Source organism: Streptomyces sp. NBC_00287 (genome assembly GCF_036173105.1).
Classification (GTDB): domain Bacteria; phylum Actinomycetota; class Actinomycetes; order Streptomycetales; family Streptomycetaceae; genus Streptomyces.
Window position 1 is genome coordinate 8,262,816 of record NZ_CP108053.1, and the last position, 19,927, is coordinate 8,282,742.

Annotated in this window: 18 protein-coding genes and 1 pseudogene; 13 read left to right on the forward strand and 6 right to left on the reverse strand. The window is 71.3% G+C overall.

The window, feature by feature from the left end; genetic code table 11:
• The first annotated feature begins 28 nt into the window (after positions 1 to 28).
• The 8 genes from OHT76_RS37450 to OHT76_RS37485 all read left to right on the forward strand — a co-directional run bounded on the left by OHT76_RS37450 (position 29) and on the right by OHT76_RS37485 (position 7,922).
• Positions 29 to 1,372 (forward strand): L-fuconate dehydratase, encoded by a 1,344-nt coding sequence (locus OHT76_RS37450; protein ID WP_328875312.1) that lies wholly within the window; start codon positions 29 to 31, stop codon positions 1,370 to 1,372.
• On the forward strand, positions 1,369 to 2,124 hold the full coding sequence (locus OHT76_RS37455; RefSeq protein ID WP_328875313.1) for an SDR family NAD(P)-dependent oxidoreductase: 756 nt from the start codon (positions 1,369 to 1,371) through the stop codon (positions 2,122 to 2,124). Before OHT76_RS37450 ends, OHT76_RS37455 begins: the two co-directional genes overlap by 4 nt.
• 5 nt (positions 2,125 to 2,129) lie before the next feature.
• Positions 2,130 to 3,077, forward strand: a complete 948-nt coding sequence (locus tag OHT76_RS37460) for an aldo/keto reductase (RefSeq protein WP_328876721.1) — start codon at positions 2,130 to 2,132, stop codon at positions 3,075 to 3,077.
• Positions 3,074 to 3,388 (forward strand): L-rhamnose mutarotase, encoded by a 315-nt coding sequence (locus OHT76_RS37465; protein WP_328875314.1) that lies wholly within the window; start codon positions 3,074 to 3,076, stop codon positions 3,386 to 3,388. The genes OHT76_RS37460 and OHT76_RS37465 overlap by 4 nt, the downstream gene beginning before the upstream one ends.
• Positions 3,385 to 4,206 carry an amidohydrolase family protein gene (locus tag OHT76_RS37470; RefSeq protein ID WP_328875315.1) on the forward strand — a complete coding sequence of 274 codons (822 nt, stop codon included), beginning with the start codon at positions 3,385 to 3,387 and terminating at the stop codon, positions 4,204 to 4,206. Before OHT76_RS37465 ends, OHT76_RS37470 begins: the two co-directional genes overlap by 4 nt.
• A gap of 194 nt (positions 4,207 to 4,400) precedes the next feature.
• On the forward strand, positions 4,401 to 5,663 hold the full coding sequence (locus OHT76_RS37475) for a cytochrome P450 (protein ID WP_328875316.1): 1,263 nt from the start codon (positions 4,401 to 4,403) through the stop codon (positions 5,661 to 5,663).
• Positions 5,656 to 6,951, forward strand: coding sequence for an NAD(P)/FAD-dependent oxidoreductase (locus OHT76_RS37480; RefSeq protein WP_328875317.1), 1,296 nt, complete (start codon positions 5,656 to 5,658; stop codon positions 6,949 to 6,951). Before OHT76_RS37475 ends, OHT76_RS37480 begins: the two co-directional genes overlap by 8 nt.
• Positions 6,948 to 7,922 (forward strand): terpene synthase family protein, encoded by a 975-nt coding sequence (locus tag OHT76_RS37485; protein WP_328875318.1) that lies wholly within the window; start codon positions 6,948 to 6,950, stop codon positions 7,920 to 7,922. Before OHT76_RS37480 ends, OHT76_RS37485 begins: the two co-directional genes overlap by 4 nt.
• Here the strand turns inward: OHT76_RS37485 and OHT76_RS37490 are convergent.
• The gene (locus OHT76_RS37490) at positions 7,892 to 9,334 is read right to left on the reverse strand and encodes a lipase maturation factor family protein (RefSeq protein ID WP_328875319.1); all 1,443 of its coding nucleotides are present in this window, start codon (positions 9,332 to 9,334) and stop codon (positions 7,892 to 7,894) included. The two genes, OHT76_RS37485 and OHT76_RS37490, sit on opposite strands and share 31 nt — an antisense overlap.
• 156 nt (positions 9,335 to 9,490) lie before the next feature.
• Between OHT76_RS37490 and OHT76_RS37495 the strand changes: the two genes are divergently transcribed.
• The 3 genes from OHT76_RS37495 to OHT76_RS37505 all read left to right on the forward strand — a co-directional run bounded on the left by OHT76_RS37495 (position 9,491) and on the right by OHT76_RS37505 (position 13,858).
• The gene (locus OHT76_RS37495; protein ID WP_328875320.1) at positions 9,491 to 10,732 is read left to right on the forward strand and encodes a DUF6777 domain-containing protein; all 1,242 of its coding nucleotides are present in this window, start codon (positions 9,491 to 9,493) and stop codon (positions 10,730 to 10,732) included.
• Between the two features lie 148 nt (positions 10,733 to 10,880).
• The gene (locus tag OHT76_RS37500) at positions 10,881 to 12,968 is read left to right on the forward strand and encodes a SpoIIE family protein phosphatase (protein ID WP_328875321.1); all 2,088 of its coding nucleotides are present in this window, start codon (positions 10,881 to 10,883) and stop codon (positions 12,966 to 12,968) included.
• A gap of 26 nt (positions 12,969 to 12,994) precedes the next feature.
• Positions 12,995 to 13,858 carry an Fpg/Nei family DNA glycosylase gene (locus tag OHT76_RS37505; protein ID WP_328875322.1) on the forward strand — a complete coding sequence of 288 codons (864 nt, stop codon included), beginning with the start codon at positions 12,995 to 12,997 and terminating at the stop codon, positions 13,856 to 13,858.
• 13 nt (positions 13,859 to 13,871) lie between these two features.
• On the opposite strand, the pseudogene OHT76_RS37510 reads toward OHT76_RS37505, so the two are convergent.
• The 4 genes and pseudogenes from OHT76_RS37510 to OHT76_RS37525 all read right to left on the reverse strand — a co-directional run bounded on the left by OHT76_RS37510 (position 13,872) and on the right by OHT76_RS37525 (position 17,194).
• Positions 13,872 to 15,054 (reverse strand): annotated as a pseudogene (locus OHT76_RS37510) (PP2C family protein-serine/threonine phosphatase).
• A gap of 95 nt (positions 15,055 to 15,149) precedes the next feature.
• Complete coding sequence (locus OHT76_RS37515) at positions 15,150 to 15,803, reverse strand: zf-HC2 domain-containing protein (RefSeq protein ID WP_328875323.1); 654 nt, start codon at positions 15,801 to 15,803, stop codon at positions 15,150 to 15,152.
• Positions 15,804 to 15,986: 183 nt separating this feature from the next.
• Positions 15,987 to 16,502: a hypothetical protein gene (locus OHT76_RS37520; RefSeq protein ID WP_328875324.1), complete on the reverse strand. Its 516-nt coding sequence runs from the start codon at positions 16,500 to 16,502 to the stop codon at positions 15,987 to 15,989.
• Between the two features lie 146 nt (positions 16,503 to 16,648).
• A complete protein-coding gene (locus OHT76_RS37525) occupies positions 16,649 to 17,194 on the reverse strand; it encodes a sigma-70 family RNA polymerase sigma factor (RefSeq protein ID WP_328875325.1) in 546 nt (181 codons plus the stop codon).
• A 211-nt stretch (positions 17,195 to 17,405) separates the two neighbouring features.
• On the opposite strand from OHT76_RS37525, the gene OHT76_RS37530 reads away from it, so the two are divergent.
• Positions 17,406 to 18,554: a CapA family protein gene (locus OHT76_RS37530; RefSeq protein WP_328875326.1), complete on the forward strand. Its 1,149-nt coding sequence runs from the start codon at positions 17,406 to 17,408 to the stop codon at positions 18,552 to 18,554.
• 17 nt (positions 18,555 to 18,571) lie between these two features.
• Here the strand turns inward: OHT76_RS37530 and OHT76_RS37535 are convergent, their stop codons facing one another.
• Positions 18,572 to 19,045: a MarR family winged helix-turn-helix transcriptional regulator gene (locus OHT76_RS37535; RefSeq protein ID WP_328875327.1), complete on the reverse strand. Its 474-nt coding sequence runs from the start codon at positions 19,043 to 19,045 to the stop codon at positions 18,572 to 18,574.
• A gap of 57 nt (positions 19,046 to 19,102) precedes the next feature.
• Here OHT76_RS37535 and OHT76_RS37540 point away from each other — a divergent pair, with 57 nt between their 5' ends.
• Positions 19,103 to 19,918, forward strand: a complete 816-nt coding sequence (locus tag OHT76_RS37540; RefSeq protein ID WP_328875328.1) for an alpha/beta fold hydrolase — start codon at positions 19,103 to 19,105, stop codon at positions 19,916 to 19,918.
• The last annotated feature ends 9 nt before the right edge of the window (positions 19,919 to 19,927 follow it).

Genomic DNA, 19,927 nt, shown 5'->3' on the forward strand with positions numbered 1-19,927 from the left:
GCCCCTGCCACCGACCGAAAGGCATTCCGTGTCCCCGACCCCGGCCCGCATCACGGCGGTAGACACCTACGACATCCGCTTCCCCACCTCGCGCGAGCTCGACGGCTCCGACGCGATGAACCCGGACCCCGACTACTCGGCGGCCTACGTCGTGCTGCGCACCGACGCGGCCGACGGGCACGAGGGGCACGGCTTCAGCTTCACCATCGGGCGGGGCAACGAGGTCCAGGTCGCCGCGGTCGACGCACTGCGCGGGCATGTCGTGGGACGGCCCCTCGACGAACTGTGCGCCGATCCGGGGACGTTGAACCGCGACCTGATCGGCGACAGCCAACTGCGCTGGCTGGGACCCGAGAAGGGCGTGATGCACATGGCGATCGGGGCGGTCGTCAATGCCGTATGGGATCTGGCCGCCAAGCGCGCGAACAAGCCGTTGTGGCAGCTCCTCGCCGACGCCGACCCCGAATGGCTCGTCCACCAGATCGACTTCCGATACCTCACCGACGCGCTCACCCCCGAGGAGGCGCTGAAGATCCTGCGCCGGGGCCGGGAAGGCGCCGAGGAACGCAAGAGCCATCTGCTACGACGCGGCTACCCCGCCTACACCACCTCCGCCGGCTGGCTCGGCTACGACGACGAGAAGCTCACCCGGCTCGCCGCCCAGGCCGTCGCCGACGGCTTCCGCCAGATCAAGCTGAAGGTCGGCGCCGACCTGGACGACGACATACGGCGCTGTCGCGTTGCCCGCTCGGTCGTCGGCCCGGACATCCGCCTCGCGATCGACGCCAACCAGCGCTGGGACGTCGACGAGGCGATCCGCTGGACCCGGGCCCTCGCCGAATTCGACCCGTACTGGATCGAGGAACCCACCAGCCCCGACGACATCCTCGGCCACGCGACCATCCGCGAGGCGGTCGCCCCGGTGAAGGTCGCCACCGGCGAACACGTCCAGAACCGGGTCGTGTTCAAGCAACTCCTCCAGGCCGGAGCCCTCGACATCGTCCAGATCGACGCGGCCCGCGTCGGCGGCGTCAACGAGAACCTCGCCATCCTGCTGCTGGCGGCCAAGTTCGGGGTACCGGTCTGTCCGCATGCGGGCGGGGTCGGACTGTGCGAACTCGTCCAGCACCTCTCGATGTTCGACTACATGGCGGTCACCGGAACCACCGAGAACCGGGTCATCGAATACGTCGACCATCTGCACGACCACTTCCTCGACCCCGTGGTCATCCGCGAGGGTCACTACACGGCACCCACCGCGCCGGGCTTCTCGGCCGCCATGCGGCCCGAGTCGATCGCGCGGTACACGTTCCCGGACGGCGCCTTCTGGGCGGCGGACCTCCAGACGCAGAAGAAGGGGCAGGCGGCATGACCGACTTCGAGGGTCTCAAGGCGCTGGTGACGGGAGGCGCCTCCGGCATCGGCCGAGCCACCGCCGAACTCCTCGCGGCGCGCGGCGCCCAGGTCGCCGTCCTCGACCTCGACCCCTCCTCGGTGGAGAAGCCCCTGCTCGCCCACCGCGCCGACGTCGCCGACGACACATCCGTCCGCGAGGCGGTCGCCGCCGCCGTCGCCGACCTCGGCGGACTCGACGTACTGATCAACAACGCGGGCATCGGCGCCCAGGGCACCGTCGAGGACAACGACGACGCCGAGTGGCACCGCGTCCTGGACGTCAACGTCGTCGGCATGGTCCGCACGACCCGCGCCGCCCTCCCGCACCTGCGCGCATCGCGGCACGCGGCGATCGTCAACACCTGCTCGATCGCCGCCACCGCGGGCCTGCCGCAGCGCGCGCTGTACAGCGCCACCAAGGGCGCGGTGTACTCGCTCACCCTCGCCATGGCCGCCGACCACGTCCGTGAGGGCATCCGCGTCAACTGCGTCAACCCCGGTACGGCGGACACCCCATGGATAGGCCGCCTGCTCTCCAAGGCGCCCGACCCGGCCGCCGAACGCGCCGCCCTGGAGGCCCGCCAGCCCACCGGCCGCCTGGTCTCGGCCGCCGAAGTCGCGGGTGCCATCGCCTACTTGGCGAGCCCGCTCTCCGGAGCCACCACCGGAACGGCCCTCGCGGTCGACGGCGGTATGCAGGGCCTGCGCCTGCGGCCGGTGACCGAGTGAACCCGCTGGACTTCGGCGAGCCTGCGCCGCAGGCCGGTGCCCCGCTCGGCTTCGGCGCCGCAGCCCTCGGCAACCTCTACACCGAGGTGACCGAGGGGCAGGCGTACGAGGCGATCGCCGCCGCCTGGGAACACGGCATCCGCTACTTCGACACGGCCCCGCACTACGGCCTCGGCCTCTCCGAGCGCCGCCTGGGCGCGGCCCTGCGGGAGCGGCCCCGCGAGGAGTACACGGTCTCGACGAAGGTGGGCCGCCGACTGGTTCCGTCGGAGGAGGGCGGCGGCGACCTGGCCCACGGCTTCGCCGTCCCCGCCACCCACCGCCGCGTCTGGGACTTCACCGCCGACGGCATACGACGCACCCTCGACGCCAGCCTGGAACGCCTCGGCCTCGACCGCGTGGACCTCGTCTACCTCCACGACCCCGACGACCACGCCGAAGAGGCCTTCCGCGAGGGCTATCCGGCGCTGGAGAAGCTCCGCTCCGAGGGCGTGGTCGGCGCGATAGGCGCGGGGATGAACCAGGCGGAGATGCTGACTCGCTTCGTCCGCGACACCGACGTCGACGTGGTGCTCTGTGCCGGCCGCTACACCCTGCTCGACCAGAGCGCGCTCAGCGAACTGCTGCCCGCCGCCGAGGAGCGGGGCGTCTCGGTGGTGATCGGTGGGCCCTTCAACTCCGGGCTGCTGGCGGATCCGAGGCCGGGAGCGACGTACAACTACGCTCAGGCGCCGGAGGAGTTGGTGGCAAGGGCCTTGCGCCTGAAGGAGATCGCCGAGCGTCACGGCATCACCCTGCGCGCCGCCGCCCTGGCCTTCTGCGCCGCGCATCCGGCGGTCACCAGCGTGCTCGTGGGTGCCCGTTCAGCGGCCGAAGTCCACGACTGCGCAGAGCAGTTCGCCACTCCGATTCCGCCCGCCTTCTGGCAGGAGCTGAGGGAGCAGCCGTCATGAGGGTCGCCCTGCACACCAAGGTCCGCCCGGACCGTATCGCCGACTACGAGGCCGCCCACCACGAGGTCCCGGCCGAACTCACCGACGCCATCCGTGCGGCGGGTGCCCGTTCCTGGACGATCTGGCGCAGCGGCACCGACCTCTTCCACCTCCTGGACTGCGAGGACTACGCCCGTCTCCTCGCCGAGCTGGAGAAACTCCCGGTCAACGTGGCCTGGCAGGCACGCATGGCCGAGCTGCTGGACGTGGTGCACGACTACTCCGGCGAGGGCGCGGACGCCGGCCTGCCCGTCGTATGGGAGCTGCCATGACAGTGGACGCACACGTCCATGTCTGGGACCTGTCCGTACGGGACCAGGACTGGATCGACGGGGACAGCCCGATCCGACGCGACTTCACGGTCGCCGACCTCGCACCCGAGGCGCACGCCGCCGGAGTCGACCGCGTGGTCCTCGTCCAGACCATCACCGTGCGGGAGGAGACCCCGGAGTTCCTCGCCCTCGCCGCCGAACACGATCTCATCGCCGGAGTGGTGGGCTGGACCGATCTGACCGCCCCGGACATCGCCGAGGAACTCGCCCGTCTGCGGGAACTCCCCGGCGGGCGGTACCTGAAGGGCATCCGGCATCAGGTGCAGGGGGAGCCGGACCCGGAGTGGCTGCTGCGGGCGGACGTACGCCGAGGTCTGGCCGCTGTGGCGGCGGCAGGGCTGACGTACGACCTCGTGGTCCTGCCCCACCAGCTCCCGGCCTGCACCAAGGCGGCCGCCTCCCTACCCGAACTCACCTTTGTCCTCGACCACTTGGGCAAGCCGCCCGTCGCCTCGGGCGCCCTCGAACCCTGGGCGAGCGACATCCGAGCCCTCGCGGCACTCCCCAACACCGTCTGCAAACTCTCCGGCCTGCTCACCGAGGCCGACCCCGCCACCTGGACCGTCGACGACCTGCGCCCCTACGCCGACACAGTGCTCGACGCCTTCGGCCCGGACCGCCTGATGTACGGCTCGGACTGGCCGGTGTGCACACAGGTCGCGCCGTACGGCGAAGTGCTCGAAACAACACGCCAGTTGGCCGGCGCGGAGCGGGAAGCGGTCTTCTCGCGGACCGCGTCCCGCGTCTACGGCGTGTGAACTCCTCCGTCCCTTCCGTGTCGCACGGCACGAAGGGCGCGGCGCGCCGCTCCGCGACGCGTGCACCGGATCACTCCGCACGCCCTCGCGCCGGGGCTGGCTCGGGCTCGGTGGTGGGGCTTCAGTGAAGTATGTCCTTCACCACAGGCACAGCACCCGGAGCGATTCCCGGCCTGGGACACATCTGGCCCCTGATGCGCAGCCCCATCGACTTCCTGACCTCCCTGCCCGAATACGGCGATCTCGTCGAGATCCGGCTCGGGGTCACCCCGGGGTACGTACCCTGCCACCCGGAGCTGCTCCGGCAGACGCTGATCGACGACCGCACCTTCGACAAGGGCGGCAAGTACTACGACCGGGCCCGCGCGATGGCGGGCAACGGCGTGGCCACCTGTGCCCACAAGGACCACCGCCGCCAGCGGCGCATGCTGCAACCCGCCTTCCATCACCAGCAGTTGGAGCGCTACGGGGCCGTGGTGGAGGAGGAGATCGCCGCCCTCACCGAGCCCTGGGGCGACGAACAGGTCATCGACGCCTACAGCGCGCTCTACGGCCTCTCGCTGCGCACGGTGACCCGGACGCTGTTCGCGGCGAAAGTGGACGAGGAGGTCGTGGAGGGCATCCGGCACTCCTTCGACATCGCGTTCAGCGGCTTCTTCCGGCAGATGTTCCTGCCCCGCGCGGTCCTCGACCTGCCCCTTCCCGCCAACCGACGCCACCGGCGGGCCCTGCGGCACCTCAGCGACACCGTGCACCGGGTCGTCGAGGACTCGCGGTCCACCGAGGGGGACGAAGGGAACGTACTGGCGGCCCTGATGGCCTCCGACCCCGACGACCAGGAGATCCACGACCAGGTCGTCACGGTGCTCGCCGCCGGCAGCGAGACCGTTGCCTCCACCCTGACCTGGGCCCTCTATCTGCTCTCCGGGCACCCGGAGGCCGCGCGGGCCCTGCAGCACGAGGTCGACACCGTGCTGGCGGGCCGTCCGGCCCGCTGGCAGGACATCCCCCGCCTGCCCGCCCTCCACCGCGTCGTCAACGAGACCATCCGGCTCTATCCACCCGGCTGGCTGTTCACCCGCGTGACGACACGCGATGTGGAACTCGCTGGCACCCTGCTGGAGAAGGGCAGCACCGTCGTGATCACCCCGGTGCCGGTGCACCGCAACACGGGCATCTTCGAGGACGCCGCCACCTTCGCACCCGACCGCTGGCTCCCCGAGCGCACCGCCGACCTGCCGCGCGGAGCCTTCGCGGGCTTCGGCACGGGACCGCGCAAGTGCGTGGGCGACGACTACGGCGTGGGCGAATGCGTCCTGGCGCTCGCGGCGATCGTCGGCGGATGGGACGTACGGTGCGAGCCGGGCGCGGATACCCGCCCGGTCCCCCTGGCCGCGTTCTACCGGCCCCGACGGCTCGCCCTGCGCCTGATACGGCGGGCGGGACACCATGGCTGACGCGAGCCGCGCGCTGGTCGTCGGCGGGGGATACGCCGGACTGGTCACCGCCCGTGTCCTCGCCGACCGGTTCGACGAGGTGACCATCGTCGAACGGGACGGCATCACGGACCGCTCCGGCCCCGCCCACCGCAGGGGCACCCCGCAGAGCCACCACCCCCACGGCATGCTCGCCCGAGGCGCGCGCACCCTCGAAGAGCTCTTCCCCGGGCTCCGCAACGAGTTGGCCAAGGAAGGCGCGCCCCTGACCGACTTCGGGTGCCTGCCAATGCTGTACCCCGCGGGATGGTCGCCCAGCGTCCCGACCGGCCTTGCGACCCAGACGTACAGCCGTCCCCTGCTGGAGGCCGCGTTACGGCGCCGGGTGCTGGCGCTGGGGACGGTGACCGTGCTCGACGGGACGCGGGTGGAGGGGCTGGTCCGCGAGGGCCGTGTCACCGGAGTGCGGACGGACGTGCATGGCGTGCGCACCGCCGACCTCGTGGTCATCGCCACCGGCCGGCACGGTCGCGCGCTCACCTGGCTGATGGAGATCGGTGTGCCCAGGCCGGCCGTCCTCGCCGTCGACGGGAGGCTCTCGTATGCCTCCCGCCCGTACCGGCGGGACCCCGTCGACCGGCCGGATCTGCGGACGTCCATCCAGGCCACTCTCGCGCCCACCGCGCGGCGCGGCGGCGTGGTCGTCGCTATCGAGGACGACCGGTGGCTGGTCTGCCTCTTCGGGGCCGACGGCGAAACGGCTCCCACGGACCCGGAGGGCTTCGCCGACTACGCGGCCTCCCTGGCGAACCCGTACATCCGCACCGCGGTCCGGGACTGCGAACCACTGGGCCCGGTCCATCGCTACGGCGGACTCGGGGGAGAGTGGTACCGCTACGACCGGGTGCGCCCCTGGCCGGGCGGTGTCGTCGTCCTCGGCGACGCGCTGTGCGGGCTCAACCCCCTGTACGGGCACGGGATGACCGTCGCGGCCGTCCAGGCGCGGCTGCTGGGCCGGACACTGGACCGCCACGCCCCGGACCGGGCCTGCGCGCTCTTCCAGCGCCGAGTCGCCCGTACCCTCCTGCTGCCCTGGTATCTGTCCACCAGCCTCGACCAGGGCTGGCGCACCGACCGCGTCCCGGTCACCGCCGCCCTCGCCCGCCGCTGCCTGGACCGCGTCCTCGGCCGGATCCCCTCGGACCCCGAGCTGTACCGGAGGTTCCTGCACGTCCAGCACATGGTGGCCTCGCCGCTCACCCTCCTCGCCCCGGCGGCACGCCGTCGGCCCAGGGGTGCCCGCCCATGACCGGCCGCATCGACGGTCTCGACCTGCTGGACACCCTTCCCGAACCGGGCCACATCCTCTACGCGTTCCCGTCCCGCCCCGCCGCGGACCGGCGCCTGCTCGACGACCTGGCGGTCGACTGGGCGGCCGGGAAGGACCTCTTGAACGCTCCCGGAGCGCGCGAACGGCTGCGCCACGCCTGCGTGGGCGACCTGCTGGCCCGCGCCTATCCAGGACTCCGACCGGACCGGGCGGCACCGCTGGCGGCCTGGCTCGCCTGGCTGTTCGTCATCGACGACCATCACGACGTCGACGATCATCACGGTGTCCACGACCATCACGACCGGGCGCGCCAGGACCGCGAGGAACTCAGCCGCCTGGCCCGGGCGCTGGCCCACATCTGGCGGCGCGTCGCGCCCGCGCAGAGCCCGGCCTGGCGGACCCGCTTCCTCACCCATGTCAGGGAGTTCCTCTCGGCGTTCCGCGACGAGGGGGCCAACCGGCGCACCGGCCATGTGCCTGCCCTGCGCGACTACGTTCCCCTGCGCCGGGCCTCGGGCGGCATCACCCCTTGCCTGGACCTCCTGGAGTACTCCACAGGCCTGGAGGTCCCGCCCGCCCTGCACGACACCGAGCCTCTACGGGTGATGTTCGACCGGGCCGCCGACGTCGTCGTCTGGGTCAATGACGCGATCTCCCTGAAGAAGGAGCTGGCCATCGGGGAGACCAACAACGGCGTCCTCGTCGTCCAGCGGGAACACGCGATGAGCCTCCAGGACGCGGTACGGCACGTCTACGCCCGTGTCACCCGGGACGTCCAGGAGTTCCTGGCGGCTGAGCGGGAACTGCACAACGGCCGCGCGCGGATCTCCGACAGCGAGCGGACGGCACTGCTGTCCCTGATCACCGGGATGAAGGCCTGGATGCGCGGAAACCTGGACTGGTCCGCACGCGCCGGGCGCTACGGCCCGGACGGGATCTCGCGGCCCTGAGCCGTCGGCGCCAGCCGGGTCGGCGGCATGTACTCCCGCACGTATGTCCGCTCCCAGCACGCGCCCGTCTCCCGCAGCTCGCGCCAAGTCGTGTAGCGGTAGCGGAAGAGACGGGCGCGGATGTAGCGGGGCGGCGCGTCGGACGGAAAGGGGGAGCGGCGCAGGAGCTTCAGCGTGGCCGGGTCGTTCTCCAGGAGACGTTCCACCATGGCGCCGAACCAGGAACCGGCGTAGGCGGGGGACAGGGCGGCGAACCACATCAGCCAGTCCAGCCTGAGGTGGTACGGCGCGAACTGCCGGGGCCAGTGCCGGGGATCGCCGGGCTTGCCCTTGAACTCGTACTCCCGCCAGTCGGAGTCCTCACGCGGTACGTCCTCGTCCGTACCCTCGACCACCACCTCGTAGCGGACCCGGCTGACGCTGCCGAACGCGCCGTAGGTGTTGACCAGATGGAGCGGGTCGAAGGAGCGGTTCATCACCTGGCGGCGGGAGATCATATTGCGGACCGGGCGGTAGCTGAGGGCGAGGAGCAGCGCGGAGACCGCGAGGACGACGGCCAGGTACCAGGCGGGCGCGTCCGGTACCGAGGACGGTGCCGTGTCGGGGAGCCGCAGCGCCGAGACCGCCAGCACGATGGTGATCCAGTTCAGCCAGGAGAAGTTGCCCGACAGCACCAGCCACAGCTGGGTGAGGATCATCAGGGACGCGGCGGCCGTGGCGATGGGCTGCGGGGTGAACAGCAGGAACGGCACGACGAGTTGGGTGAAGTGGTTGGCGGCCACCTCGGCGCGGTGCAGCGGCCGGGGGAGATGGTGGAAGAACCAGCTCAGCGGGCCGGGCATCGGCTGGGTCTCGTGGTGGTGGTACAGGCAGGTGAGCTTCCGCCAGCACTCGTCGCCCCGCATCTTGATCAGGCCCGCCCCGAACTCGACGCGGAACAGGATCCAGCGCAGCAGGAACAGCACGACGATCGGCGGGGCCACCTCGTCGTTGCCGAGGAGGACGGCGAGGAAGCCCACCTCCAGCAGCAGGGACTCCCAGCCGAAGGAGTACCAGGTCTGGCCGACGTTGACGATCGACAGATACAGCGCCCACGGCACCAGCCACAGCAGCATGCCCGCCCACAGCGGGAGCAGTCCGTCGACGCCCGCGAGCAGTGCCGCCGACACCGCGCAGCCCGACCAGGCGCACACCGCGAAGAAGCGGTCCGAGTAGCGGAAGTGGAACAGGCTCGGCGCCGCCTTGAACGGCACCTGCGCCACATAGCGGGGGACGGGCAGCATGCCCCGCTCGCCGATCAGCGCACGGAACTGGAGCGCCGCCGTCAGGAACGCGACGAGGTACACCCCGGCCAGGGCCCGCTGGAAGACCAGCCGGCTCAGCCAGTATTCGGGTGCGGTGAACCACTCCACGGCCTGCGCTCCTTCGTCCATTGTCCTGCCGGAAGCCGTTTGTGCCGCTGACAGCCTCCATCGTCCGGTCACTCTCTGTATGTCTCCGGTTGCGTAACCCAAGTGGGTGAAGCAGACAATAGTGACGAACTGCCCGAGAAGAGGCGGGAGAACGTGGTGCGAACACCCAGAGGGATCCTGGTCACGGCCTGCGCGGCGCTCCTTGTCGCCGGCTGCGGATCGGGAGGCGACAAGGACGCCGCGGCGAGCGGGGAACTGTTCCTCCAGCCGGTCGCGGCCCAGGGACCCGATCCCTTCACGGCCTCCACGGCCACCTCAACGGCTACCCCGCCGCCGGTCACCCGAACACCGCAGCCCGACGGTGTGCGCTCCTACGCCGGGTCCACGCCCGGCCTGTACGGCGGCACCGAAGGCGTCGGCAGCTGCGATGTGAACCGGCAGATCGACCACCTGACCGCCGACCAGGGCAGGGCGCACGCCTTCGCCGGGGCCGTCGGCATCTCCCGGTCCGGGGTCCCGGACTATCTGCGCGGCCTCGCCCCGGTCGTGCTGCGCGCCGACACCCACGTCACCAACCACGGGTACCGCGACGGGCGGGCGACCACCTACCAGTCCGTCCTCCAGGCGGGCACCGCCGTCCTCGTCGACAACCGGGGCGTGCCGCGGGTGCGCTGCGCCTGCGGCAACCCGATCGAGCCGCCCGCGGCGACGCACGGCAGCCCCGCCACCAGCGGCCGCGCGTGGTCCGGCTACCGTCCGACGCAGGTCATCGTGGTGACCCCGGCACCCCAGGTGATCACCAACATCACGATCATCAACATCGTCAACAACACCTGGATCGAACGGCGGATCGGCCACGACGTCCAGCACGACCGGCCCGTGCCCCGTCCCGAACCGCTGAAGCCGACGCAGAGGCCCAGCACTCCGACGCCCAGCACTCCGAGCCAGGACGGCCACGGCCTGACCCCGAGCGACGAGAGCACCGAGCCGTCCGACGAGCGCACGGGCTCCACCACGCCCGAGGGCACACCGACCGACTGTGTGACCCCCACCGTCACCGTCACGCCCGGCGCCACCGAGGACGTACCACTCGAGCCGCCCGCATCGGCGGACTGTCCCACCGCCACCGTCACGGCCACCCCGCCGATGACCGAGCCGGAGAGCCCGCTCGTGCCCACGGAGGAGGACACCGGAACCGAGCCGACCGTGCCCAACTTCGGCGGCACCGTCCCCGACGAGCCCGGGACCTCCCTCGACTCCACGGACGAGATCGGCCCCGAGGCCGTGCCGGACACCCCCGACGTGCCCGACGGCGGCGGACTGATCCCGGATGATCCCGAGGACCGTTCCGTCTCCGGCAGCATCTTCGGCAGCCCGACGGATGTCTTCGACAGCTGACGGCGCGCTGCCGGGAGCCGGCGGCGCGCTGCCCGGAGCTGAAGGGGCGCTGCCCGGAGCTGAAGGGGCGTTGTCAGGAGCTGAAGGCACGCTCCTCGATCAACCCTCCCCAGTCGAAGAATCGGACAAATCCTGGCAAGGTGGGCCCATGGTTGATCGGGGAGCGAGCGCCCTGTCACTCCCGGACGACTGGCCCGCCCACCCGGATCCGATCCTGGCGCTCAACCGCATGGGCAGCTTCGACTGGGACCTGGACACCGGCCTGTTCCACATGGACGCCCAGGCCCACGAGGTCTTCGACCTGCGCCCCGACGAATACGACGGCCACCCCGAGAGCCTCGCCGTCCGTGTCCCACGGGCCGAGGGATACCGTCTGGACGCCATGGTCGCCCAGGCGATGAAGGACGGCAGTGAGAACTACGGCGCCTACTTCCGCATCCGCCGCCGCGACGGCAACCTGCGCTGGACCCACACCCAGGGCTACATCCGGCGCGACGAGACGGGCCGTCCGCGCCGCATCATCGGCATCGTCCGGGACGCCACCGAGGAGCTGAGCGAGAGCGCGGCGCGCCGTGACCAGGCCCAGTTGGACGAGGCACGCCGCCGGCAGACGAACGTCGTCGAGCTCACCACCGCCGCGCTGGCACACGCCCGCACGGTCCAGGACGTCATCGACGTACTGAAGGACACCCACGGCCTCACCCATCTGGGCGCCACCAGCCTGGTCATGGGACTGGTCGAAGCCGGCCGGATCCGGTTGATCGCCGAGGGCCCGGCGGGCAGCTTCGTCCCCGGCACCAGGGTCACCCGGATCGACGAGCCGTATCCGATGAGCGAGGTCGTACGGACCCTCACCCCGCGGTTCATCGAGTCACCGGAGGAGTTCGCCGACGGCTATCCCATCCTGTGGCCGCACATCACCGACCTGGACATCACCTCGGCCGCCTATCTGCCGCTGATCGCCCAGGCCCGGCCGATCGGCGCCATGGGCCTGCTCTACAGCGACCGGCGCGGCTTCTCCTCCGAGGAGCGCAATGTCCTGGTCGCCCTCGGCAGCAGCATCGCGCAGAGCCTGCAACGGGCCATGTTCTACGAGCAGGAGAAGGACCTGGCCACCGGCCTCCAGCAGGCCATGCTGCCGCGCACCATCCCCAGCGTCCCCGGCGCCGACGTCGCCGTCCGCTACCGGGCCGGCACCGCCGCGGGCACCCTCGGCCGGGACATCGGCGGCGACTGGTACGACCTGATCCCGCTGCCCGGCGGCCGCGTCGGCGCGGTCATCGGCGACGTCCAGGGCCATGACACCCACGCCGCCGCCGTCATGGGCCAACTCCGTATCGTGCTGCGCGCCTACGCCGCCGAGGGACACACCCCCGCGACGGTGATGGCCCGCGCCTCCGTCTTCCTCCACGAACTGGACACCGACCGGTTCGCGACCTGTCTGTACGCCGAGGCCGACCTGTCCACCGGAGTGGTCCAGGCGGTGCGCGCCGGGCACATCGACCCGCTCGTACGGCAGCCCGACGGCACCTGTCGGCGGGTGGCCGTGGAGGGCGGGCTGCCGCTCGGTCTGTCGGCCGAGTTCGGGCGCCTGGAGTATCCGGTGCGCACCCTCGAACTCGACCCGGGGCACACCCTGCTGCTGTGCACCGACGGCCTGGTGGAGCAGCCCGGCTTCGACCTCGACGAAGGCATGCAGACGCTCACGGCCCTGGTTGCCGACGGCCCGGACGACGTCCGTAAACTCGCCGACCGGCTGATCGACGTGGCCGAGGAGCGCGGCGGTGACGACGACGTGGCGCTGCTTCTGCTGCGCCGCCGGGGCCTGGACGCCCCGCAGGCCGGGGGACGGCTCCAGCAGCATGTGGCGCCGGGCGACCCCGAGGCCCTCACCCAGGCCCGGCACATGATCCGCGCCGCCGTGCGCGCCTGGGGCTCCGGCGAGCGGGCCGACGAGATCGAACTGGTCGCCGACGAGCTGATCACCAACGCCCTGATGCACACCGAGGGCTCCGCGATCGTCACCCTGCGGGTCCTCACCGGCGCCGACCGGCGGCTGCGCGTGGAGGTGGAGGACTCCTCCAGCGCCCTGCCCCGGCGCCGCGAGGCGGGCGACGACGGGGTCTCCGGACGAGGGCTGCTGCTGGTCGAGCTGCTCACCGACGTGTGGGGGGTGGAGGCGCGCGGCGGGGGCAAGGCGGTGTGGTGCGAGTTCATGGTCCCGGGGCGGAACTGAGCCGCCCCCGGTGGCACTCTGGACCTATGCCGGAACTCCCCGAGGTCGAAGCGCTCAAGGACTTCCTCACCGAGCACCTGGTCGGCCACGAGATCGTCCGGGTGCTGCCCGTGGCGATCAGCGTCCTGAAGACGTACGACCCACCCCTGGCCGCCCTCGAGGGCCACGAGGTCACCGCGGTGCACCGGCACGGCAAGTTCCTGGACCTCGGCACAGCGGACGGCCCCCATCTGATCACCCACCTCGCCCGCGCCGGCTGGCTGCACTGGAAGGACCGCCTCCCCGACGGCCCGCCCAAACCGGGCAAGGGCCCGCTGGCCCTGAGGGTGGCCCTGGAGACCGGCGAGGGCTTCGACCTGACCGAGGCGGGCACCCAGAAACGCCTGGCGGTCTACGTCGTCCAGGACCCGCAGGAAGTCCCCGGCATCGCCCGCCTCGGCCCCGACCCACTCGCCGACGACTTCGACGAACCCCGCCTGGCAGCCCTCCTGAAGGACGAGCGCCGCCAGATCAAGGGCGCCCTGCGGGACCAGTCCCTGATCGCCGGTGTCGGCAACGCCTACAGCGACGAAATCCTGCACGCGGCGAAGATGTCCCCGTTCAAGCTGGCGGCAAAGCTGACGCCGGAGGAGACGAGCACCCTGTACGAGGCGCTGCGCACGACCCTGACGGAGGCGGTGGACCGCTCCCGGGGCCTGGCGGCGGGCCGGCTGAAGGCGGAGAAGAAGAGCGGCCTGCGCGTCCACGGCCGTACCGGCGAACCCTGCCCGGTCTGCGGAGACACCATCCGCGAGGTCTCCTTCAGCGACTCCTCCCTCCAGTACTGCCCGACCTGCCAGACCGGCGGCAAGCCGCTGGCGGACCGGAGACTGTCCCGGCTGCTCAAGTAGCCGGTGGGGAGCGTCAGTTGGCCCGGGGCCACCACTCGAACATGAGGATCGTCGCGTCGTCCCGCAGCCGGTTGCTCGGCGTGTCGATGATCGAGTGGATGAGCCGGCGCAGGGTCTCCGGCGCCAACTCGCCGGCCGCCGTGGCCCGGATGACGTAGTCGGCGAACCGCGTCAGGCCGAACTCGCCGCCGTCCGCGGCCCGCGCCTCCGTGACCCCGTCGGTGTACATGAGCACCCTGTCGCCGGGTTCGAGGGCGATCTCGTGGGTCTGGCGCGGCTTCACGGCGAACCGGCCCGGCAGGCCCATGGGGGGATCGGCCTCGTGCTCCATGGCGTCCACGAGCAGTCGGCGGCCACGGATCAGCAGCGGTACGGGATGCCCGCAATTGCTCCAGCGCAGCATGCCGCTCTCCAGGTCGAGCTGGGCGAGGATGCCGGTGCAGAACTGGTCCGGGAGCCACTGCGCCAGCGCGTCGTCCACGCACGACACCAGCTCCGGCAGATCCGCCCCGGTGCGCCGCGCGTTGCGGAAGGCAGCGAGCGAGACGGCGGTCGTCAGTCCGGAGGCGAGGTTGTGCCCCATGGCGTCCAGTACCGCGGTGTGCAGGGTGGTCTCGGTGAGGGAGTGGTCGAAGGCGTCGCCGCCGATCTCGTAGGCGGGTTCCAGCACTCCGGTGGACACGACGTGCGCGGTGCCGATCGTTGCGCGGCGGCAGGAAGGCGCGGAGCATCTCGGCGGGCAGTTGCATCGGCTCGGAGCGGGTGCGCCGTACGAAGGAGTCCTTGTACGCCCGCTTGGACGTGATCAACATGGCCAGGAGGGTGGCGAGGGTCCGGCCGCGGCGCAGGGTCCGCGCGGTCAGGGACGGTGCGTGCACCGCGAGGACGCCGAGCCGCTCCGCGCCGTCCACCAGGGGGAACCAGCCCGTCAGACCGCCGCTCTCGGACTCCTCCACGCGCAGGGACTGGGTGCGGTACGTCCATCCCGCGAGCGAGCCGTCGATCTGGAGCGCGGAGGCCACGTCGGTGAGCGGGACGAGCTGGTGCTGCTGGAGGTCGGCGAGGTAGACCACGGAGTGCTGCAGGCCCAGCGCCTTGGAGCAGCGGGCCACGGCGGTGGACAGGTCAAGCGCGGCGTTCGCCGGATCGGCGAGGAACTCCTCCAGCGGACCGTCGCCGGCGTCGGGCGTCCCCACCTGCTCTCCCCTCGTCGGGACCACGGCCTGTCGGGTGCGTCCCCAGCAGTGTCACCCCGGGGTGCCCGGCCCGCTCGCCGACAGAGGCCGACGCGTCAGGCGGAGGGAAGCGTCACCAGATGCTCCCCGTCCGAGGTGCGCAGCTCGTAGCGGTCGATCTCGTCGGAGTGGAAGGCGGCGGCGCCCATCATGGTGTTCTCGCGGGCGTCGTGGCGGGCCACCGTCCAGCTGGTGACCATCTGTTCCGAGCCGTCGCGGCCGACGGCGATCAGCCGGCAGGAGCGGGGGCCCGCGCCGTCCTTGACCTTCAGCTCGACCTGGGTGCCCCAGGGCTCGTTCTCGGCCGTCACCTGGGCCCACACCCCGGAGCGTTCGTCGGTGGCCGAGACCCGTCGCGCCGTCGAGCTGTCGTCCGTCGCCATCATCACGGCCCCCGGTGCGGCCAGCGCCACCGCCGCCGAAGCGGCCAGCCCGAACAGCAGCCGCCTGCGGCCCGTACGGTTGCGTCCCGCCACCTCGCCCAGCAGGCGGTCCAGGAGCCGGGGACCCGGCTTGGCCATGGGGTGGACGGAGCGGGGAGTTGCGCGGCGGTACAGCATCAACTGCCGGGTCGCGGGGCCGAATTCCGTCACGTGTGCCGCGCAACTGGGGCACTCCATGAGGTGATCCTCGAAGCGGAAGGCGTCCGCCTCGTCCAGCACGCCGAGCGCGTACGCGGCGACGTCGCGATGCCTCTCCAGGGACCTCATGCGGAATCCTCGTGCCGTTGGGTGCGGGGTGGGTTACTCCTTGCTCCCACCCGTACGCACCGGACCGCCGAATCACTCAAGGCACACACAGAATCGCAACCCAGGGATTCGGAGCGGCCAGGGCGGCGGATTGGTCCCGTTCCGGAAAAAGTTTCCGGACGACGTCTCCCGCGTCAGCTCCGCCTAGAACAGGTGGATCGCCAAGTGCCCCAGCGGCAGCCCGAGCTGCCACGCAGGCGTCCACACCTTCGGGCCCTCGTCCTCACTGCCGAGCGCGCCACCGCCCGGCACCGCGTTCAGATCCGGTGCGAGCAGCTCGGTCTCCTCCAGCCAGCGCCAGGCAGCCTCGGCGAGGTCGAGGTCGGGCGCGGGGGCGCCGGACTCGATCGCCTCGGCGGCCAGCTTCGCCATCCGTTCGCGCACCCAGTCCTGCCAGGGCTGGTCGTACGCCGTCAGCGACAGCCAGGTGTCGAGCTGGGACACGACCCGGATGCCGGACAGCTCACCCCCGGTGTCGGACAGGAAGATCGTCAGCGCCAGCGCGTCCCGTCCCGCGCGGAACTCGAAGGACGTCGGCGGCATCAGATCGCCGGTCCGCAGCAGCTCGTCGGCGATGTACTCGGCGTACAACCACGCCATGGGGACGGTGAGTTCACCGCCGCCGGTGCCGTCCGTGCTCTCTTGGCCTCTGTGCAGCATCCCTTCCTGCCTTCCTCCGGTGCGTACGCGTCGCCCGACCCGGGGCCCAAGCCAGGACCCCATCCGGAACACGGATGAAGACAGCCGATTACTCAACCATGGTCCACGGCAAGGCGCTTTACGGAGGTTTGACTCGGCTTACGGTTTCACCGCAGGTCGGCCGCGTATCCGGGAAGCACCCGGCGCAGGGCGCGCAGCGCGTAGTACGCGCGGGACTTCACGGTACCGGGCGGGATGCCGAGGGCCTGCGCCGCTTCCGCCACACTGGCCCCCTGGAAGTACACCAGCACCAGGACTTCACGGTGCTCCGGAGTGAGTGTCTTCACAGCCTCCCGCACATCGAGGGTCGCCGCCGCCCGTTCGGCATGATCGGCGCACACCCTGGCGTTCTCCAGGATCGCGTCGCCGACCTCGGGGGGCCGCGCCTGCCGGGCCCGCCGCGCATCGATCGCGAGCCGCCGGCCGACGGTGAGCAGCCAGGGCCGTACGGAGTCGAAGTCGTCGGCGCGCAGGGCCTCGGGGTGCTGCCAGGCGCGTACCAGGGTCTCCTGCACCAGATCCTCGGCGCGCTGCCGGTCTCCGTCGCAGAGCCTGAGCAGCAGCGCGAAGAGAGGCCGGCCGTGCTCGCGCTGCAGTGCGGCGAGCTCGTGCTCGGCGGTCGTCCCGTTGATGAGAGTGGTTCCGGCCGTCATGGCCGTATGGCATCGCAGGGCGACGTTCGAGGACAGGCCGCGCACACGGATCTGCGACGGACGGTCGATCGCGTCGACGAACGGTTCGACGAACGGTCCCGGCCACCGTTCGCGCGCGGCCGGACGGGCTAATGGGCGTGTCGGAACCAGGTACCGAAGCGTCGCGATTCTTACCTATTGATGTGTAAATACGACCACATCGGGGTGAGTGATGATCGCACGCAGTCGACAGGTGGCCCTGGCCCTCACGGCCGTCCTCGCCGCGGGCGCGGCCTGCCAGGCCGGCCGGCACGACTCCCCGGGGCATCCCGCCCCGTCCGCCGCCGACTCCCGCGGCTTCACCCTCGTCGCCTCCGGTGACGTCCTCCCGCACAGCTCGGTCATCGACCGCGCCCGCTTCGACGCGGGCGGCACGGGCTACGACTTCGGCCCCATGTTCGCCGGGGTGAAACCCCTCGTCGACCGCGCCGACCTGGCCCTGTGTCACATGGAGACCGTCTACGGCGAGAACGGCGACTACACCGGTTACCCCGCCTTCAAATCCCCGCCCGAGGTCGCCGCGGGCCTCGCCGCCACCGGCTACGACGGCTGCTCCACCGCCTCCAACCACAGCCTGGACGACGGCGCCGACGGCATCCGCCGCACCCTGGACGCCCTCGACCGGGCCGGGGTACGGCACGCCGGATCCGCCCGCACCGAGGGCGAGGCGCGCACCGTGACCGTGCTGCGGGCGGGCCAGGCGCAGGTGGCGCACCTCGCCTACACCTACGACACCAACGGCTATCCGCTCCCGCCCGGACAGCCCTGGGCCGTCAATCTCATCGACGAGGGCCGGATCCTCGCCGACTCCCGGGCCGCTCGCCGGGCGGGCGCCGATGTGGTCGTCGTATCGCTGCACTGGGGCACCGAATGGCAGGACGAGCCCGACCAGCGGCAGCTGACCCTGGCCCGCTCCCTCACCGCCGCCCGCACCGGCGACCGCCCCGCCGTCGACCTGATCCTCGGCACCCACGCGCATGTCCCGCAGGCCTACGAGAAGGTCAACGGCACCTGGGTGATCTACGGCATGGGCGATCAGATCGCCGGCCAGATGTACAACCACGGCGGCGCCCCCGACCCGCGCGGGAACCAGTCCACGATCGGCCGCTTCACCTTCGCCCCGCCGGCACGTCCGGGCGGGCGCTGGCAGGTGACCAAGGCCGAATTCGTGCCCCAGCTGTTCGACATCGACGCCGGGCGGGCCATCAACCTCAGCCAGGCGCTCGAACAGGGCGCCGACCTCATGGGCGTGCGGGACCGGATCCGGGATGTGGTGTTCAGCCGGGGCGCGGACAAGGACGGCCTGGTGATGGGGGAGTAGGAAGCTCCTTGGGGTTGTCAGTCGATGTCGACGTGGTCGAAGGTCTTGAGGATCTCCGTCAACACCTTGACGCACGCCCGCACTTCGGCATCCGTCAGATCGCCCCCGACCTGCCGGTTGAGCTGGTGCTCGCGGGCGAGGACGGCGGTGATGACGTCCCTGCCCCCGTCCGTGAGACGGATCAGCGAGGAGCGCTGATGCGCCGGGTTGGGGGTGACCTCCACCCAGCCGTGCTCCGCCGCCTCGTTGACCATGCGCTGCATGAACTGCCGGCTCAGCGCCAGGATCCGGCCCATCTGCGGCACGGTCAGCGGCCCGTGGCGCCGCAGCAGATCCAGTACCGAGCGCACGCCGATCGACGCCCCCTCGAACTGCTCGCCCTGCTCGACCTTGCGGAAGGCGCGCCGGTAGAGGGGGCCGATGAGGTCGTACACCTCGTTGAGGCGGTGGCCCAGTTCGTCGGGGTCCAGGGGGGCGTCCGTGTCGCTCATACGGCCATCATGACACCTTGGTTGCCAAATCCTGAGCGAGATGACACCTTGGTTGTCATGACTGGTGCTTCGGACCTTTGCTTCTTCCCGTCCTCCGACGGTGACCTCGCCTACCTCGACTCCGGCTCCGGGGACCCGGTGGTCCTCCTGCACGCCGGATACGTCGACCACCGCTACTGGGCGGACCAGATACCGGCGCTCGCCGCCGAATACCGGGTCATCGCGCCCGACGTACGCGGCCACGGCTTCTCGGCCAACGCGACCGAGCCGTTCCGCTGGGCCGACGACCTCGCGGCGCTGCTGCGCCACCTCGACGCGGGGCCCGCGGTCCTGGTCGGTGTGTCGATGGGCGGAGTGATCGCCACGGACACGGTGCTGGAGTACCCCGAACTCGTCCGTGCCGTGGTCACCTGCGGTGCGGCCACCGGCGACTTCCAGTACTCCGACTCCTGGACCCGCGAGATCCAGGCCGAGTACGCCCGCACGCTGGGCGCCGGTGACATCGAGGGCTGGCTCGCGGCCTTCTTGCGGGTCGTGCCCGGCCCGCACCGCACCGCCGCCGACATCGACCCGGAGATTCCGCGCCGCCTCAACGAGATGGCGCTGCACATGATCACCAAGCACACGCCCGACGAGAAGGACTGGCATGTACGCGTGACCGACTCCTGGTCCCGCCTGTCGACGATCGAGGTGCCCCTCCTCGCCCTCAACGGCACCCTCGAACCCGCCGAATTGATCGACGCCGCCGAACGCCTCGTCCGTGAGGTCCCCAACGGGCGGACGGAAACCGTCGAAGGAGTCGGCCACTACATCAACATGGAGAAGCCGGACGACTTCAACCGCGTCGTGCTGGAGTTCCTGCGCTCCCTGTGACCCGGTGCT

Bases quoted from the DNA above. Each gene is read 5' to 3' on its own strand.
- OHT76_RS37515 (WP_328875323.1), bottom strand. From the start codon at position 15,803: ATGAGGTCCCTGGAGAGGCATCGCGACGTCGCCGCGTACGCGCTCGGC.
- OHT76_RS37535 (WP_328875327.1), bottom strand. From the start codon at position 19,045: ATGAGCGACACGGACGCCCCCCTGGACCCCGACGAACTGGGCCACCGC.
- OHT76_RS37505 (WP_328875322.1), top strand. From the start codon at position 12,995: ATGCCGGAACTCCCCGAGGTCGAAGCGCTCAAGGACTTCCTCACCGAG.
- OHT76_RS37465 (WP_328875314.1), top strand. From the start codon at position 3,074: ATGAGGGTCGCCCTGCACACCAAGGTCCGCCCGGACCGTATCGCCGAC.
- OHT76_RS37480 (WP_328875317.1), top strand. From the start codon at position 5,656: ATGGCTGACGCGAGCCGCGCGCTGGTCGTCGGCGGGGGATACGCCGGA.
- OHT76_RS37475 (WP_328875316.1), top strand. From the start codon at position 4,401: ATGCGCAGCCCCATCGACTTCCTGACCTCCCTGCCCGAATACGGCGAT.
- OHT76_RS37500 (WP_328875321.1), top strand. From the start codon at position 10,881: ATGGTTGATCGGGGAGCGAGCGCCCTGTCACTCCCGGACGACTGGCCC.
- OHT76_RS37540 (WP_328875328.1), top strand. From the start codon at position 19,103: ATGACTGGTGCTTCGGACCTTTGCTTCTTCCCGTCCTCCGACGGTGAC.
- OHT76_RS37520 (WP_328875324.1), bottom strand. From the start codon at position 16,502: ATGCTGCACAGAGGCCAAGAGAGCACGGACGGCACCGGCGGCGGTGAA.
- OHT76_RS37470 (WP_328875315.1), top strand. From the start codon at position 3,385: ATGACAGTGGACGCACACGTCCATGTCTGGGACCTGTCCGTACGGGAC.
- OHT76_RS37525 (WP_328875325.1), bottom strand. From the start codon at position 17,194: ATGACGGCCGGAACCACTCTCATCAACGGGACGACCGCCGAGCACGAG.
- OHT76_RS37530 (WP_328875326.1), top strand. From the start codon at position 17,406: ATGATCGCACGCAGTCGACAGGTGGCCCTGGCCCTCACGGCCGTCCTC.
- OHT76_RS37455 (WP_328875313.1), top strand. From the start codon at position 1,369: ATGACCGACTTCGAGGGTCTCAAGGCGCTGGTGACGGGAGGCGCCTCC.
- OHT76_RS37485 (WP_328875318.1), top strand. From the start codon at position 6,948: ATGACCGGCCGCATCGACGGTCTCGACCTGCTGGACACCCTTCCCGAA.